This window comes from Amycolatopsis sp. NPDC041971 (genome assembly GCF_055588925.1).
Genome location: NZ_JBVJCE010000003.1, coordinates 498,394 through 512,405 on the forward strand (window position 1 = coordinate 498,394; position 14,012 = coordinate 512,405).

The window sequence follows — 14,012 nt, forward strand, 5'->3', positions numbered from 1 at the left end:
GGAGGGGGGGGGGGGGGGGGGGGGGGTGGGTGGTGGGGGTGGTTCTGTTGTTTGGGTGTTGTGGGGGGTCCCCCCCCCCCCCCCCCCCCCCCCCCCCCCCCCCCCCCCCACGACCGTCAGCGGATCCCCGTCACGCCGCGTCAGAGTTCTGGGTCGGCGTCGTCCGCCAGAGGGGCTTCCTCAAAGAGATCGAGCCCGTCGTCAGGACGCCAGGTCGAGGTCCCGGAGAAGCTTCGCGACGTGGCCGGTGGCGCGCACGTTGTACTGCGCCACCGCGATCTTGCCTTCGGCGTCGACGACGAACGTCGAGCGGATGACGCCTTCGTAGACCTTGCCGTAGTTCTTCTTCTCGCCGAAAGCGCTGTACGCCTTGAGGACGGTCTTCTCCGTGTCGGACAGCAGTGGGAAGGTCAGCCCTTCCGCCTCGACGAACTTCGCGAGCTTCGCGGGCTTGTCCGGCGAGATGCCGAGCACCCGGTAACCGGCGTCGTTGAGCTGCGCGAGGCTGTCCCGGAAGTCGCACGCCTGCTTCGTGCAGCCCGGCGTGCCGGCGCTCGGGTAGAAGTACACGACGACCGATTCGCCGCGGAAGTCGCTGAGCTTGACGTCGTTGCCCTCACTGTCGGGGAGGGTGAAGTCGGGCGCTTTGTCGCCGGGGGAGAGTCGCTGCTCGGTCATGACGCACACGGTAGCGAATCGGCGGCGTCAGACCTTCCCGCAGTACTTCGCGGCGACGGGCTCCGAAGGGCTCGGCCGCACCTGGAGGCGCAGCCTCACCGGCTTGTCCGGAACGGCGAACGCCAGGTTCAGCCGGACCGACCGGCCTGCCGCCACGTCCTTGCCGGCGTCCGCGACGCCGTTGTAGCCCTGCACCGGGTCGACGACCTGTTTGACCGCCGCGGCTTCCCCGTCGATCTCGCCCGTCACGGACAGGCCGGAGAGCCGGTACGTGCCGTCACCCGCGTTCGTCACCTCGATGCCGAAGGCCACCGCGCGCGGGCTCTGCGGGTACGCCGACGCGCTGGGGCGGAACGAATTCGGCGCGGACACCGAGATCGTGACCCCGGTGGCGAACCGATGCGGGGCGCCGAAGGCGAGGTCACCTTCCGCGTGCGTGGCGGCAAGACCCTGTGCCGGGGCGTCCGCGCCGAGCACGGCGGCCCCTTTTTCCGGTGCCGGAACCCCGCAGGCGGCCGCCAGCGTCAAGGAGCAGGCGACGATCAAGAGCTTCGGGGTGCGCGGGGGCGCCATGTGCGGTTACTCCAGTCGGAGGTGCGGGTAGGCCGTTCGAGGTAGGTATTAGTGCCGAAGAGTCCAGAGTGACGGTCTACCGCAGCCGAGAGGAGCGGCATGGCCGGGTTGAGGCGCACCTGGTGTACAGCCGTGGCCGATCCGTGATCGGAAGGGTACGGCTAGTGACAGTCGTCACCTCGATGGCACACTGCGACGGTCAGACGGCGAAGGCGAAGAACAGGATGAAGATCGCGAGACCGGACACCCAGGCCACGATCAACCAGCCGAAATCTCGCATCGGGTCGACCGCTCGGCTCTCCTCGCCCGGAACGTAGACGCCGCGCTCTTCGAACCAGTCCGCCCACCGGGTCATCCAGTGAAAGGGGCTTCGAGACGCCATGTCGCCACAGTACGGGCATGGGTGAGCCGCGTCAGCCGAGGAGGGGCCACCCAAAAGGACGAACCGGACGTACCGGTTATCGCCCACTAGGCCCTTTTGCCCAACTGGGGCGCCCGTCAGGCTGTAACGATGGCGCTGGGAATAGATGTCTACAGTCGCTTTCAGTCCGTTACCAATTGGCAGGCCGTCAAGAATCACGGCGTGACGTTCGTCTTCGTCAAGCTCACCGACGGTGGCGGACTGCCGAACGGCGGCCGCAATACCGGCGACGCCCTGGTGGCCGGAGCCAGATCCGTGGGAATCCCGGTGGGCGGCTACCACTTCGCTCAGGCGAGTCCCTCGCCGGAGACGCAGGCCGACGTGCTCCTCGCGGAGGTCCGGCGGCTCGGGGCGACCGGATGCGCCCCGATGCTCGACCTCGAAGACAACCCGCCGGGTTCGGAGGCGCCGAACATCCCGGACGCGCGCAAGCGCGACTTCTCGATCAGGTTCTGCGACCGCGTGGCGGGACACGGGTTCCGGCCAGGCATCTACCTGAACAATTCGCTTGCCAAGATGCTGCGCCCGGACCGATTCGGCGTGCCGGACCTGGTCATCTGGATCGCGCGCTACGGCGCCAAACCCGATGCGGCCGCGGGCCGCTACGACGTGCACCAGTACTCGGACGCCGGCCAGGTCCCCGGCATCCGTGCGAGCAGTGTCGACCTCAACGAGTCCTACACGAACGCCCACTTGACCGGCGGCGGCGCCGCCCCGAGGCGGAAGGCGACGACAGAACTCATGGAACGCAAGACCATTCCGGCCAGCCCGTCCGTCACGTCCGTGCGGCTGTTCCTCTCCGGCAGCGAGACGGCCGCGATCATCGTCCGCCCGCGTGTCGACGGGGACGGCATCACCGACGCTCCCGTATGGCAGGGCAACATCTACGCCTGGGGCAGCGACAAGGTCGGTATCGGCGGGAATCCCATGCAGAAGCCCGGATTCAACCCGAAGACGGTTTCGCACCGGCGGTACCACCTGCCGGGCGCGGTGTGGGCCGACTTCGAGTACAGCTCGAACGTGGACTTCGAGATCGACATCGTCGGCTGAGCCTTCGGGTGTGGCGAGGGAAATGCCGGCTCGGCCGGCGACGGTTGACGATGGAGGATCTGGGACGTTCAGTGTCCCGATTCCTCGATCGTCGCGAAGGTAACCGTGACGTCAAGCCGCTCACCGCGTATCCGGACTAACCCGCGCCCATGGCTGCCCGATCCGACACCGGGAGCCATTGCCGCTCCGGGTCGAAGGGCCGGTACCCGGAGCGGACGTGCTCGATCAGCAGCCGCAGCGTGGGATGCCGGTTCTCGTGCCGCCACAGCAGGGAGAACGGGTACACCGGGGTCGGGTCGACGAGCGGGATCTGGACGACGTCCGGATGCCAGGGCACGTGCATCTTCGCGCCGACGAAACCCAGGCGGTCCTTCGCCGTGCTGAGCACCTCGATGTGGTGTTCGAGCCCGAAGTTCGGGCCGTCGGTGTCGACCAGGATGCCGAACTCGGGGCACAGTTCCCGCCAGAACCCCGTCCATTCGCCGGCCCGTGCGTTGTAGGGCATCCACGCCGTCATACCGTCGAGTTCCGCCATCGCGACCCGCCGTCGCCGTGCGAGCGGATGCCGCCGTCCGACCAGCAGGTTCGTCGGCTCCAGGCAGGCGGGTACGCGGCCGATGCCCGGCTCCGGCACGGTGCTGACGCGGGCGAAGGCGGCATCGACCGACTCGGGCAGCATGGACCGGCGCACCGCGCCCAACCCGGGCGTGACGAGTTCCAATTCGTCGTCGTGGTCGGCGTGGAACGCCCGGATCACCTCCATGGTCGCCAGGCGCGTGCCGAGGACGTCGACGCGCAGGGGACGGCGTCTGCCGTGAAGCCGCTCGACGGCCTGATCCGCGAGGTTGATCAGCGCACGAGCGTGGTTGAGGAACTCTTCGCCGTCTTCGGTCGGCTCGGCGCCGCCGCGGGTCCGTGACAGCAGACGCACGCCGAGATCGGCTTCGAGCTTCGCGACGCGTTTGGAGATCGCCTGCTGGCTCACCTCCAGCCGGATCGCCGCCTCGCCGAAGTACCGGTCCTCCGCCACCGCGACGAACGCGCGCACCGCGCCCAGGTCCAGCTCCACTGTCTCCCCTACAACTTCCGGTTGTCGATCGCCGCGTGTCGCTTGTTGGACAACGCTTGTGTGCCTTCGATCCAAGCCCCGTGTCGGACCGGATCGTACAACCGTGGGGCGTGGCCGGTGGACTCCTTCGTGCACCTGCACGTTCATCCCGAATATTCGATGCTCGACGGCGCGGCCAAGATCGCCCCGCTGTTCGAGGAGGCCCAGCGGCGCTTCAGAGTCCCGCTTCCACAGGAAACCGGTGTGCTGGGGGCGGCGGCGCCTCGTACCGCTCGACCTTTCCGCGGCGGAAGACGGGGAGCCGCCATTGACCCTGCACGCGACCGCCGAGAGGCTGACCGAGGACGCCGTTCTCGAAGTGAGGCAGGTTTTGCCGGCGCACCAAGGAAAATCCCGGTCCCGGTGGAGCTCGCCGGGACGGTGTACGCGCTCGACGACTATCCGGTCGCCGTCAGTTCGATGCTCCTGGGCGGGCTGAAGTCCATCCCCGGCATCACGCCGCGCTGAGCCGCAGCAACCTGAGCTGCCCGATCTCGGACACGTTCTTCATCAGCTCGGCGTTCACCCAGGCGACGGTGTGGGCGAAGGTCAGCCCGGCGTCCTCGCCCCACGGATAGGCCGAGGGCGCGTCCAGATCGGCGTCGGTCAAGCGATCCAAGACGGCCAGCCATTCCTCGCGAAGTCCGCGCAGCCATCCGATGGCGGTTTCTTCGCCGGGCCAGGTGATTTCCTCGCGCTCGCGCGGAGTCCGCCCGTTCGCGTGGTCCAGTGCGACGCTCCACCACCAGCCGATATGCCAGGTGAGCCAGGCGATCGTGGGGACCGGGATCGGATCGGGTTCGGTGTCGGCCCAGTCGGGAGTGCCGTCCGGGCGCACCGTCCAGCAGAGCGCCGAGGGCTCCCAAAGGAAGTCCGCCGGTTCGAGGACGGCGAGGTGGTACTCGAACAACGACCAGGTCAGATCGAACTGCCAGCGCGGCAGTTCGGAACGCGAAGCGGGCACCCGCGCGATCCTGCCGCCGGGGCGCCGGGGCCGCAACCGGATTACGGTGCGGACATGCGTTCCTATGTCGCGCAGCGGAACGGCGAGACCGCGACCGCCGAAGACCTGGCGCCGCTCGCTTTCGCCGGCTTCGCCCACTTCACGGCCATGCAGGTGCGCGACGGCCTGGTCCGCGGTCTCGATCTGCATCTGGACCGGCTCCGGACCGCGTCGCTGGAGCTGTTCGGCGACTCGCTGCCCGACGACCGGATCCGCTCGTACGTGCGCAAGGCGATCGAGTCCGGCCCGGCCGACGTCTCCCTGACCGTGACCGTCCACCTGCCGGGTGAACTCGAAGTCCTGGTGCGCACCCGGCCCCCGGCGTCCGGTCCGGCGGGACCGCTGGAGCTGACGGCAGTCGAACACGAGCGCGCCATCCCCGCCATCAAGCACACCGGCGAGATGGCGAAGACGTACTTCCGGCGGCGGGCCGTCGGCGAAGGGTTCGACGACGCGGTGTTCGTCGACCGTCAGGGCCGGTTGAGTGAGGCGACGATCTGGAACCTCGCCTTCTGGGATCGCGATACGGTGGTGTGGCCCGACGCCGACCTGCTGGCGGGGACCACGATGCGTGTCGTCCAGCGGCGGCTGGGCGCGCTCGGTGTGCCGCAACGGCTTCAGGAGGTCACGCTCGCCGACCTGCCGGGGTTCACCGGCGCTGTGGTCATGAACTCGTGGACGCCCGGGATCGCGGTGCACCGGATCGGCGCGACGCCGCTGCCGGAAGCGCCGTCGTTCGTCGCGGCGCTGCACCGGGCTTACGAAACCGAACCTCTCACCCGACCTTGAAAGGAAGACGCCGATGAAGATCCTCGTGGTCGGTGCCACCGGGACGATCGGGGCCGCGGTCTCCGAAGCGCTCACCGCACGCGGGCACACCGTGCTCCCCGCGTCCCGCTCCGGCGTACTCAAGGTGGACGTCGAGCAGCCCTCCACACTCGACGCGCTCTTCGCCACCGAGCCGGGTATCGAGCACGTCGTGTGCTGCGCGGGGAGTGGCTCGCTGGTGCCGGTCGACGGCGGCACCGACGAAGAGTTCACCCAAGGCCTGCAGGGGAAACTGCTCGGCCAGGTGTTGCTGCTGCGGCACGCCGTCCCGCAGTTGCCGGACGGCGGTTCGGTCACGGTGACCGCGGGCCGGATCCCGGAGACGTTGCGCGGCAGCGCCTTCGGGGTCTTGACCAACGCCGGTCTCGAAGCGTTCGTCGCCGCCGCGGCCCGCGAACTGCCCCGCGGCCTGCGCGTCAACGCGGTCAGCCCCGGCTGGGTGAGCGAAACGCTCGCCGCGCTCGGCGAACCCGACGGCGGCACTCCGGCGGCGGAAGTCGCGCGGAGCTACGTCGAGGCGGTCGAGACCGCGGGCCTGACGGGGCGGACGCTGACCCCGTAAACGGACTTGACCGCGCTGCCACAGTGGGTCTTCGTGACGAACCACGACGACAGAAACGATCTACTCCGGCTGGCCGGGCTGGCGACTCCGATGGCACTGCGGGTCGCGGTCACCCTCGGATTGCCGGACCGGCTCTCCGGTGACGGCGCGGGCGCCGGTGAACTGGCGGCGGAACTCGGCCAATCGCCGCTCGCGCTCGATCTGCTGCTGGGGCACCTGAGAACCCTCGGCGTCCTCGAACGGACGTCGGCCGGCTACCGCACCACCGGTTATGGGGCGAACCTGCGCGCCGACGCCGGAAACGGGCTCGCCGGGCTCCTGGACATGAACGCCGCCGGCGGGCGCGGCGAACTGGCCTTCGTCGAACTCGCGCACAGCATCGCCACCGGTCAAGCGGGCTACATCCGTCGTTACGGTCAGGACTTCTGGGCCGATCTCGCCGAGCATCCCCACCTCCGGGAGACGTTCGACCGGCAGATGACCCAGCGGTTCCTGACGCAGGTGCCGGGGCTCGTCGCCGGTTTCGAGTGGTCCCGCTTCGGCACCCTCGTCGACGTCGGCGGGGGTCACGGCAGCCTGCTGGCCGCGATCCTGAAGGCCAACCCGTCGATGCGCGGCCATCTCGTCGATCTCGCGCCCACCGCGGCCGTCGCCGGAAAAGAACTGCGTGAGCAAGGGCTCGAAGACCGGACCGAGGTGACCGCGGGCAGCTTCTTCGACCCGCTCCCGGCAGGGGCGGACGCGTATCTGCTGTCCGACATCCTCCATGACTGGGACGACGAGCACGCCCATCGGATCCTGGCTCGCTGCGCCGAGGCGGCCGGCCCCGGCGGCCGCGTCCTCGTCATCGAGGCGGTCGGCGGCATCGGGGCGCAGACCGAGTGGGACCTGGTCATGCTCGTGCTCTACGGCGGCCGCGAGCGGCGCCTCGACGAACTTCGCGAGCTCGCCGCCGCACACGGGCTGGTCTTCGACTCCATCACCACGCTGACCGAACAGCGCAGTCTGCTGGAGTTCCAGCGGGAAGATATTCCTTGACAAGAATATTCTTCCTCGTGAATGCTTCTGGGCATGGAGCAGATCGCGGCAGCACTGGGAGACGGGGCGAGGTGTCGCATCGTCGAGCTTCTCGCCGAGCGGCCCCGGTCCGTCGGTGAGCTCGCCGAGCTGACCGGTCTGCGGCAGCCGCAGACCACCAAGCACCTGCAGACCCTCGCCCGCGTCGGCCTCGTGACGGTCTTCCCGCTCGGGCAGCGTCGCGTCTACGCGGTCGAAGCGGGCCCGCTGAAAGACTTCGAAGACCGAATGCGGGTGCTGATCGCGACCATCGAGGCGAACGAGGGCGAACGCGATGTCCTCACGCGCTATCAAGCCGCGATCTCCGCGGACACCGCCTCCGCGGACCAGGACCGGTGGGCGGACGGGCGGGCGTTCTCGTTCGACCGTCTGCTCGCCGCGCCGCGGAGCGACGTCTGGCGGCACTGGACCGACCCCGCGCTGCTCGCGACCTGGTGGGCACCGCCTTCGATGACCGTCACCGACTGCGTCATCGAGCCGTGGACGGGCGGACGAGCCGTTCTCGACTACCGCGACGCGGAAGGGCGATACCGCTCCGCGGGCGAGGTCCGCGCCGCGACCGAATCCGAACACCTCGAGTTCGACCTCTCGGTGCTGGACGCCGAGGGGGACACCTTCTTCACCGGTCACTACGACCTGAAGTTCACCGAGGCGCCGGGCGGGACCCGGCTCCGCCTCGACCTGCGCGTCACCGAAACCACCGTCGAGGCCGTCCCCTTCATCGCCGGCATCGAAACCGGCTGGGGCCAGGTGCTCGACAACCTCGCCGCTCGAATCACCCGGGAAAAGGACCGAACGACATGACGAACCCGACCGGCCGCCGCGTCACCGCGAACATCGGCCTCACCCTCGACGGCCACTACAGCGGCCCAGGCGGCCCTGGCGACATGGGCGCGATCGTCTCGTACGCCACTACTGACATTGCCCGCGCCCACCTCGCCCGTATCCACGAAAAGGCGACCACCGCGGTGCTCGGCAGACTGAACGCCGAGGGCTTCCTCGGCTTCTGGCCGTCCATCGCCGCCGACCAGAACGCCGACCCCCGCGACCGCGCCTACGCGAAATGGCTCACGGACGCCGAAAAGGTGGTCTTCTCGACGACCCTGACCGAAGCGCCGTGGGACCGCGCCCGCGTCGTGAACGCCCCCGCCGCCGACGTCATCGCCGACCTCAAGGCGAACGGAGACGGCGACATCCTGGTCAACAGCAGCGCCAGCGTCATCAAGGCACTGCTCTCCGACGACCTGATCGACCGGCTGTACCTGATGATCTGCCCCGAGATCACCGGCGGTGGGCAGCGCCTGTTCGTCGACGGACTGCCCGCGTCGAAGTGGACACTGGCGTATCAGGAGGTCGGGGAACTGGGGGAGATGGCGCTCGTTTACGACCGCGCCCGGTGATCGGCGGCGCCTTGTTCTGGACGTGACTCCGGCCGCGACCCCGGAGCAACCATAAAACAGATACATGTACTATAGTTGGTGTTCCGGCACTATAGTTGGAGTTGTCGCCGCGTGTTCAAGGAGTCGGATCGTGGACTTGAGCCGACCGTTGATGACGGTCACCCCCACGCTTGATGGCGACGTGCTCGCCGTGCTCGCCAACCACGACGGCATCTTCACGACCGGTCAGTTGCACCGGCTGTTGGCGCGACATTCGGAGGAGGGCATTCGCAAGGTGCTGCGGCGCCTGACGAAACAGGGTGTCGTGCTGTCCGACAGGGTCGGGAACGCCTTCGCGTACCGGCTCAATCGTGATCATCTCGCGGCAGAGCACATCATCGGGCTTGCCCAGATGCAGAAGACACTTCTGGAACGCGTCGAGGACCGTCTGGAGTCCTGGGAAATCCCGCCGGTGTACGCCGCGGTCTTCGGTTCGGTGGCACGCGGCGAGATGACGGAGGACAGCGATGTGGATCTCTTGCTGATCCGGCCGGATGACGCCGATGATGACCGCTGGGAAACGCAGGTTCACGAGCTGGCGGTCGAAGTGACCCGCTGGGTCGGTAACGACACTCGGCCTTTGGAGTTCACCGAAGCCGAGCTCGCCGACCGCGCGTACGACGAGGTCGTTCTGCGCGATGTGGCGCGAGACGGGCTCACCGTGGCCGGGAGCCGGGCCTGGCTGGCCAGTCACTTGAGAAAGAGAAAAGGCTGACTTGCGAACGCGACAGTGCGACGTGAACGTCCAGCGAGGGCGCCTGTGCAAGGCGAATCAGTTCAGTGAGGCGGCGGACACGATCCGTGAACTCGCCGACGGGCATGAGGATGTGGCCGACGCATACGTGACGTTGTGCGTCCACGCCGGGATCGCGGCGTCCGATGTCATCTGCTGCGCCAGGCTGGGCGAGCACGCGCAGGGTGAGAACCATGACGAAGCGGTCGGTTTGCTGACCCGGGCGGACAAGGAAGCCGCGAAGCATTTGCGAACGTCGCTCAAGTTGAAGACCAAGGCCGGTTACAGCCACACGCCGGCGACGGCGGATGAGTTCGAACGTGCGGGCCGGGCGGCCCAGACGCTGGTCGAAACGGCTCGCCGGGTGACCACTACTGCCTGCTGAGGCACGTCTGTGGCACGTGCCCTGCGGGGCGGCTCCCGGGGGAGCGCGCCTCCGCAGGTCAGAAGTGTCGGTGGGCCCGGAGAGACTCGAACTCTCACTGGCACGGACCTAAACCGTGTGCCTCTGCCAATTGGGCTACGGGCCCCCAATGCTGCCCCGAAATCGTAGCGTGCGACACGATCGGCGTTTCTCGGCGTGGCCGGTGCCACCGTGGGGAGTGGCGTCCTCTAACGTGGGCGTCCAGCAAGTCCGTCGCGGCGAGGAGGACACGTGGCTCGCGATCCCGAGACCATCGAGCGTGAGATCGAGCAGGCCAGGAACGCGCTGGTCGCCACACTCGACCAGCTGGGCACGAAGGCGAACCCCGCGAAGCTGGTGGATTCCGCGAAGACCGGCCTGCGCGCGAAGCTGGACGAGCCCAAGGTGAAGTACTCGCTCATCGGCGGGGCTGTGCTGATCGGCGTGCTGCTGATCCGCAAACTCCTGAAGTAGGCCTCAGGAGGTCTGGGCCGCCTTGGCGGGTGTCTTGGCCGGCTCAGCCTTCTTCGGGGCCTTCGCCTCGTCGACGGCCTTCGGGAGCTCCTTGCCCTGGGGAACCGGAGGCTTGCCGCCGGTCTTCTCCTTGGCCTTGCCGTTCGACGGCGGAGGAACTTCGAGCGGCTCGATCTCCGGAAGCGTGAGCCTCGCCGTCATGTAGGCGGCGGTGAACTCGAGCGCACTGCCGTTGAGCAGGTGCACCACCGTCGACCGTTCCGGCGGGGACAGTTTTTCGACCAGCTGGTCGGCCCGGTCCCGCGCCGCGATGATGCCCGGCGCGCGACCGGTCAGTTCCTTGCCGGAGCCGCTGACCGTGATTTTCCAGTCGTCGTCCTCCTGGATGTACGACGCGGTGATCGGTTCGGTCATCCGCCTCACCCCTCTCCTCGCGAGCATGCGTCACTCGAATGGACTTCGCCACGCCGTCGTCATGACGCCACTTTCGGGTGGTGGCGCCCCCTCCTGACGGAGGCCGTGACTGTCCATCAGAGTTTCTACAGGGTCATCGATACAGTAGGACAACTCTGTGTCACAAGACACTGGTGGCAATGTGCTCTGAGTGACGACCGAATGGCCTAATGCACGCGCATCTTCACAGTCGCTCAGCGGACCCGCGAGGCCAGGCCCGACCAGAGGACGTCCATCGCGTATCCGGTCGCCGTTTCCGGGCTGACGTCCTCGTGCCGCTCGCACCAGATCGCGAGCCTTTCACACGCGCCGACGACGAACTCCGCGGACGCCTCGGCGCGGAGGTCGTCCCCGGCGTCGAAGTAGTCGCTCATCAGCGCGGCGATCAGGTCGGTCTGCTGGCGGCGGGTCTGCTCGATCTCGTCGGCGGCGCCGGTGCCGATCAGCGCCATCTCGTGGCGCAGCAGTGACCAGGCCTGCCGTCGTTCCCGGATGAAGACGAAGAAGGCCAGCAGCCCGCGTCGCAGCGCGTCCTCGGCGGAGGTCGCGCCGACGGTCGCCCGTTCGGTGACCTCGCGCAATGCCGTCCGCGACTGCTGGATACAGGCCAGCAGCAGCCCCTCTTTCGAGTGGAAGTACTCGTAGAGCATCGGCTTGGAGACCCCGACGCGCTCCGCGATGTCGTCCATGGACGCCGCGCTGTAGCCGCGTTCGGCGAAGACTTCCTCAGCGATCTCGATCATCTGCCGCATTCGCTCTGCTCGTGGCACGCGTTTGCGCTTCGCCGTCGTCACCACAGCACTCTACCGAAGGTAACCTACTTCAAGTAAGGTGTACTCCCGGTAACAGGTAATGCGAACGAGAGGTCGGGGCATGGGCAACCGCACCGAGACCGGGGTCGTCATCGTCGGGACCGGCTTCTCCGGGCTGGGCATGGCCATCCAGCTGCGGAAAGAGGGCCGCGAGGACTTCGTCATCCTGGAGAAGGCCGGCGACGTGGGCGGCACGTGGCGGGACAACACCTACCCCGGCTGCGCCTGCGACATCCCCTCGCATATGTACTCGTTCTCGTTCGAGCAGAACCCCGGCTGGTCTCGCGCGTACTCGCCGCAGCCGGAGATCTGGCAGTACATGCGCGACGTCGCCGCGAAATACGACCTGCGCCGTTTCATCCGCTTCGGTCAGGAGATGACCGGCGCCCGCTGGGACGCCGACGAGAACCGCTGGCATGTCGCCTCGAAGTCGGGTGACGAGTTCGTCGCGCCCGCGCTGGTCGCCGGGGTCGGCGCGCTGCACCTGCCGCAGATCCCGAAGCTGCCCGGCATCGAACGTTTCCAGGGCCGGGCGTTCCACTCCGCGCGGTGGGAGCACGACTGCGACCTCAAGGGCAAGCGGGTCGCCGTGGTCGGCACCGGTGCGAGCGCGATCCAGTTCGTGCCGCAGATCGCGAAGGACGTCGCCGAACTGACGCTCTTCCAGCGCACGCCGCCGTGGATCATGCCGAAGCCGGACTGCGAGATGCCGGAAGCGCTGCGGAAGGCGTTCAGCTCGGTTCCGCTGCTGCAGCGTGCCTTCCGCGACGTCCTCTACTGGGGGCTCGAGGCCCGCGCGCTCGGCTTCAACGGGCAGCCGTGGGTGATGAAGCTCGGCCAGCGCATCGCGAAGCGCAACATCTTCAAGAGCGTCAAGGACCCGGAACTGCGCCGGAAGCTGATGCCGGACTACACCATGGGTTGCAAGCGCGTCCTGGTCTCCAACGACTACTACCCGGCGCTCGCGCGGGACAACGTCGACGTCGTCACCGAGGGCGTGAAAGAGGTCCGCGAGCACAGCGTCGTCGACGGCGCCGGCGTCGAGCACGAGGTCGACGCGATCATCTACGGCACCGGTTTCCACGTCACCGACGCCTTCGACGACCTCGAGATCATCGGCCGGGACGGGCGCAACCTCGGTAAGGAGTGGGCGACCGAGGGGATGCGGACGTATCAGGGCATCACCGTGTCCGGGTTCCCGAACCTGTTCTTCCTGCTCGGCCCGAACACCGGACTGGGCCACAACTCCGTGGTGTTCATGATCGAAGCGCAGATCTCCTACGTCGCGCAGGCGCTGCGGCTCGCGCGCGGCAAGGCGCTCGACCCGCGGCCGGAGGCGCAGGAGCGGTTCAACGGCGAGATCCAGCGCAAACTCGCCAAGGGCATCTGGACCCAGGGCGGCTGCAAGAGCTGGTATCTGGACGCGAAGGGCGTCAACCGCACGATCTGGCCGGGCTTCACCTGGCGGTACTGGCTCGACACCCGCAAGGTGCGGCGTGAGGACTACGAACTCCTCGGCTGACACCGCGAAGAGGGGAGGGTCCGTGAAAGCCAAGATGGGGGGCATGGCCTTCACGGACCGGGGAACGCCGCGCTCATGAGGGGTTGAGCCGGCGAAGCCTTCCGATGAGATCGACGGTGGGGATGCCGCAGAGCTCGGCCATCCGTTCCAGCGCCGCGAAGTCGAGGTGGACCTCGGCACTGCCGGCGTCACCCGAGCGTTTGAGCCGGTCGTCCGCCCACCGTCGCAGGGGGAACAGTTCCTCCTGGTCGTCCTTGAGCACCAGGCGCAGGTCGACCCGGACGCGGCCCGGTTCGTCCACGAACACCCGGCGATGCACCTTGGCCAGCAGATCCTGCGGCAGCTCGTCCATCGCGACGCACAGTTCGACCAGCCGCACCACGGAACAGTGCCGGGTGCCCAGCTCGTAGGTGGCCAGCGTCTGTAGCGAGATCTCGCTCTGCAGATGCTGGTTCAGTTCCTTGCGTGTCCAGCCACGTTTACGGCGGAGCTTGCGGAGCTCGTCTCCGAGTATCCGCTGATAGCTCTCAGCGTCGATCAGCACTCCCCATCCCCTGCCTTGCCAACCTTCTCCTCCGCTCGCCCGTGTGACAAAACCCGGGACGAGCGCGCTCACGTGTATGAAAGTCGGCAGGACGGCCGCTCTTACGCGGTTTCGGGGGTGCTTTTCATACCGATTTTGGCCCACTGGGCCGAATGGGTGAGGAAAACCCGCTCGGAGTGCGCGTTTCGGTGGCCATCAGGCCCGTCGGGACTGTCCGTCGCCTGGTGCGGCCGTGTAGCGAAAGCCACAGTGATGATGTGTGTGGACGGAGACTTGGCGGGGTCTGGCTCGGAAAGCCACTGACGCCCTGGTTGGGGTTGTCTTGCGAAAGA

General features: G+C 67.8%; 19 protein-coding genes and 1 tRNA gene. 11 read left to right on the forward strand and 9 right to left on the reverse strand.

The genetic code is table 11. The annotated features are described in order from the left end of the window. Positions 1-201: 201 nt before the first annotated feature. The 3 genes from bcp to ACZ6DT_RS10640 form a co-directional block, all read right to left on the reverse strand. Positions 202-678: a thioredoxin-dependent thiol peroxidase gene (gene bcp, locus ACZ6DT_RS10630; protein ID WP_465591763.1), complete on the reverse strand. Its 477-nt coding sequence runs from the start codon at positions 676-678 to the stop codon at positions 202-204. A gap of 27 nt (positions 679-705) precedes the next feature. Continuing rightward, positions 706-1,251, reverse strand: coding sequence for a hypothetical protein (locus tag ACZ6DT_RS10635; protein WP_465591766.1), 546 nt, complete (start codon positions 1,249-1,251; stop codon positions 706-708). 199 nt (positions 1,252-1,450) lie between these two features. Continuing rightward, positions 1,451-1,633: a hypothetical protein gene (locus ACZ6DT_RS10640; RefSeq protein WP_465591769.1), complete on the reverse strand. Its 183-nt coding sequence runs from the start codon at positions 1,631-1,633 to the stop codon at positions 1,451-1,453. Positions 1,634-1,762: 129 nt separating this feature from the next. Between ACZ6DT_RS10640 and ACZ6DT_RS10645 the strand changes: the two genes are divergently transcribed. Further along, positions 1,763-2,722 carry a glycoside hydrolase family 25 protein gene (locus tag ACZ6DT_RS10645; RefSeq protein ID WP_465591772.1) on the forward strand — a complete coding sequence of 320 codons (960 nt, stop codon included), beginning with the start codon at positions 1,763-1,765 and terminating at the stop codon, positions 2,720-2,722. A 136-nt stretch (positions 2,723-2,858) separates the two neighbouring features. Here ACZ6DT_RS10645 and ACZ6DT_RS10650 read toward each other — a convergent pair whose 3' ends face one another. Next, positions 2,859-3,791, reverse strand: a complete 933-nt coding sequence (locus ACZ6DT_RS10650) for a LysR family transcriptional regulator (protein ID WP_465591774.1) — start codon at positions 3,789-3,791, stop codon at positions 2,859-2,861. Between the two features lie 117 nt (positions 3,792-3,908). Here ACZ6DT_RS10650 and ACZ6DT_RS10655 point away from each other — a divergent pair, with 117 nt between their 5' ends. Beyond that, positions 3,909-4,298: a hypothetical protein gene (locus tag ACZ6DT_RS10655; protein ID WP_465591882.1), complete on the forward strand. Its 390-nt coding sequence runs from the start codon at positions 3,909-3,911 to the stop codon at positions 4,296-4,298. Here the strand turns inward: ACZ6DT_RS10655 and ACZ6DT_RS10660 are convergent. After that, entirely contained in the window at positions 4,285-4,794 is a 510-nt protein-coding gene (locus tag ACZ6DT_RS10660) for a DinB family protein (RefSeq protein WP_465591876.1), read from the reverse strand. The genes ACZ6DT_RS10655 and ACZ6DT_RS10660 overlap by 14 nt on opposite strands. A gap of 54 nt (positions 4,795-4,848) precedes the next feature. On the opposite strand from ACZ6DT_RS10660, the gene ACZ6DT_RS10665 reads away from it, so the two are divergent. From ACZ6DT_RS10665 to ACZ6DT_RS10695, 7 genes are all read left to right on the forward strand, one after another. Then, positions 4,849-5,622 (forward strand): aminotransferase class IV family protein, encoded by a 774-nt coding sequence (locus ACZ6DT_RS10665; protein WP_465591776.1) that lies wholly within the window; start codon positions 4,849-4,851, stop codon positions 5,620-5,622. 13 nt (positions 5,623-5,635) lie between these two features. Continuing rightward, on the forward strand, positions 5,636-6,223 hold the full coding sequence (locus tag ACZ6DT_RS10670; RefSeq protein ID WP_465591779.1) for an SDR family oxidoreductase: 588 nt from the start codon (positions 5,636-5,638) through the stop codon (positions 6,221-6,223). Positions 6,224-6,256: 33 nt separating this feature from the next. After that, positions 6,257-7,261, forward strand: a complete 1,005-nt coding sequence (locus ACZ6DT_RS10675; protein WP_465591782.1) for a methyltransferase — start codon at positions 6,257-6,259, stop codon at positions 7,259-7,261. Positions 7,262-7,294: 33 nt separating this feature from the next. Next, positions 7,295-8,104 carry a metalloregulator ArsR/SmtB family transcription factor gene (locus tag ACZ6DT_RS10680; RefSeq protein ID WP_465591784.1) on the forward strand — a complete coding sequence of 270 codons (810 nt, stop codon included), beginning with the start codon at positions 7,295-7,297 and terminating at the stop codon, positions 8,102-8,104. Then, positions 8,101-8,700: a dihydrofolate reductase family protein gene (locus ACZ6DT_RS10685; protein WP_465591787.1), complete on the forward strand. Its 600-nt coding sequence runs from the start codon at positions 8,101-8,103 to the stop codon at positions 8,698-8,700. Before ACZ6DT_RS10680 ends, ACZ6DT_RS10685 begins: the two co-directional genes overlap by 4 nt. Before the next feature lie 181 nt (positions 8,701-8,881). Beyond that, positions 8,882-9,454, forward strand: a complete 573-nt coding sequence (locus ACZ6DT_RS10690) for a nucleotidyltransferase domain-containing protein (protein ID WP_465591790.1) — start codon at positions 8,882-8,884, stop codon at positions 9,452-9,454. Between the two features lie 22 nt (positions 9,455-9,476). Continuing rightward, positions 9,477-9,857 carry a hypothetical protein gene (locus ACZ6DT_RS10695; protein WP_465591793.1) on the forward strand — a complete coding sequence of 127 codons (381 nt, stop codon included), beginning with the start codon at positions 9,477-9,479 and terminating at the stop codon, positions 9,855-9,857. 71 nt (positions 9,858-9,928) lie between these two features. Here ACZ6DT_RS10695 and ACZ6DT_RS10700 read toward each other — a convergent pair. Then, positions 9,929-10,002 (reverse strand) — tRNA-Leu (locus ACZ6DT_RS10700). Positions 10,003-10,127: 125 nt separating this feature from the next. On the opposite strand from ACZ6DT_RS10700, the gene ACZ6DT_RS10705 reads away from it, so the two are divergent. After that, complete coding sequence (locus tag ACZ6DT_RS10705; protein ID WP_465591796.1) at positions 10,128-10,349, forward strand: DUF3618 domain-containing protein; 222 nt, start codon at positions 10,128-10,130, stop codon at positions 10,347-10,349. Between the two features lie 3 nt (positions 10,350-10,352). Here the strand turns inward: ACZ6DT_RS10705 and ACZ6DT_RS10710 are convergent, their stop codons facing one another. Then, a complete protein-coding gene (locus tag ACZ6DT_RS10710; protein WP_465591799.1) occupies positions 10,353-10,763 on the reverse strand; it encodes a hypothetical protein in 411 nt (136 codons plus the stop codon). Between the two features lie 233 nt (positions 10,764-10,996). Further along, positions 10,997-11,554 (reverse strand): TetR/AcrR family transcriptional regulator, encoded by a 558-nt coding sequence (locus ACZ6DT_RS10715; protein WP_465591879.1) that lies wholly within the window; start codon positions 11,552-11,554, stop codon positions 10,997-10,999. A gap of 121 nt (positions 11,555-11,675) precedes the next feature. Between ACZ6DT_RS10715 and ACZ6DT_RS10720 the strand changes: the two genes are divergently transcribed. Next, positions 11,676-13,136 (forward strand): flavin-containing monooxygenase, encoded by a 1,461-nt coding sequence (locus ACZ6DT_RS10720; RefSeq protein WP_465591801.1) that lies wholly within the window; start codon positions 11,676-11,678, stop codon positions 13,134-13,136. Positions 13,137-13,209: 73 nt separating this feature from the next. On the opposite strand, the gene ACZ6DT_RS10725 is transcribed toward ACZ6DT_RS10720, so the two are convergent. Continuing rightward, complete coding sequence (locus ACZ6DT_RS10725) at positions 13,210-13,680, reverse strand: helix-turn-helix transcriptional regulator (RefSeq protein ID WP_465591804.1); 471 nt, start codon at positions 13,678-13,680, stop codon at positions 13,210-13,212. Positions 13,681-14,012: the final 332 nt, after the last annotated feature.

Bases quoted from the DNA above. Each gene is read 5' to 3' on its own strand.
- bcp (WP_465591763.1), bottom strand. From the start codon at position 678: ATGACCGAGCAGCGACTCTCCCCCGGCGACAAAGCGCCCGACTTCACC.
- ACZ6DT_RS10635 (WP_465591766.1), bottom strand. From the start codon at position 1,251: ATGGCGCCCCCGCGCACCCCGAAGCTCTTGATCGTCGCCTGCTCCTTG.
- ACZ6DT_RS10640 (WP_465591769.1), bottom strand. From the start codon at position 1,633: ATGGCGTCTCGAAGCCCCTTTCACTGGATGACCCGGTGGGCGGACTGG.
- ACZ6DT_RS10645 (WP_465591772.1), top strand. From the start codon at position 1,763: ATGGCGCTGGGAATAGATGTCTACAGTCGCTTTCAGTCCGTTACCAAT.
- ACZ6DT_RS10665 (WP_465591776.1), top strand. From the start codon at position 4,849: ATGCGTTCCTATGTCGCGCAGCGGAACGGCGAGACCGCGACCGCCGAA.
- ACZ6DT_RS10670 (WP_465591779.1), top strand. From the start codon at position 5,636: ATGAAGATCCTCGTGGTCGGTGCCACCGGGACGATCGGGGCCGCGGTC.
- ACZ6DT_RS10680 (WP_465591784.1), top strand. From the start codon at position 7,295: ATGGAGCAGATCGCGGCAGCACTGGGAGACGGGGCGAGGTGTCGCATC.
- ACZ6DT_RS10685 (WP_465591787.1), top strand. From the start codon at position 8,101: ATGACGAACCCGACCGGCCGCCGCGTCACCGCGAACATCGGCCTCACC.
- ACZ6DT_RS10710 (WP_465591799.1), bottom strand. From the start codon at position 10,763: ATGACCGAACCGATCACCGCGTCGTACATCCAGGAGGACGACGACTGG.
- ACZ6DT_RS10715 (WP_465591879.1), bottom strand. From the start codon at position 11,554: ATGCGGCAGATGATCGAGATCGCTGAGGAAGTCTTCGCCGAACGCGGC.
- ACZ6DT_RS10720 (WP_465591801.1), top strand. From the start codon at position 11,676: ATGGGCAACCGCACCGAGACCGGGGTCGTCATCGTCGGGACCGGCTTC.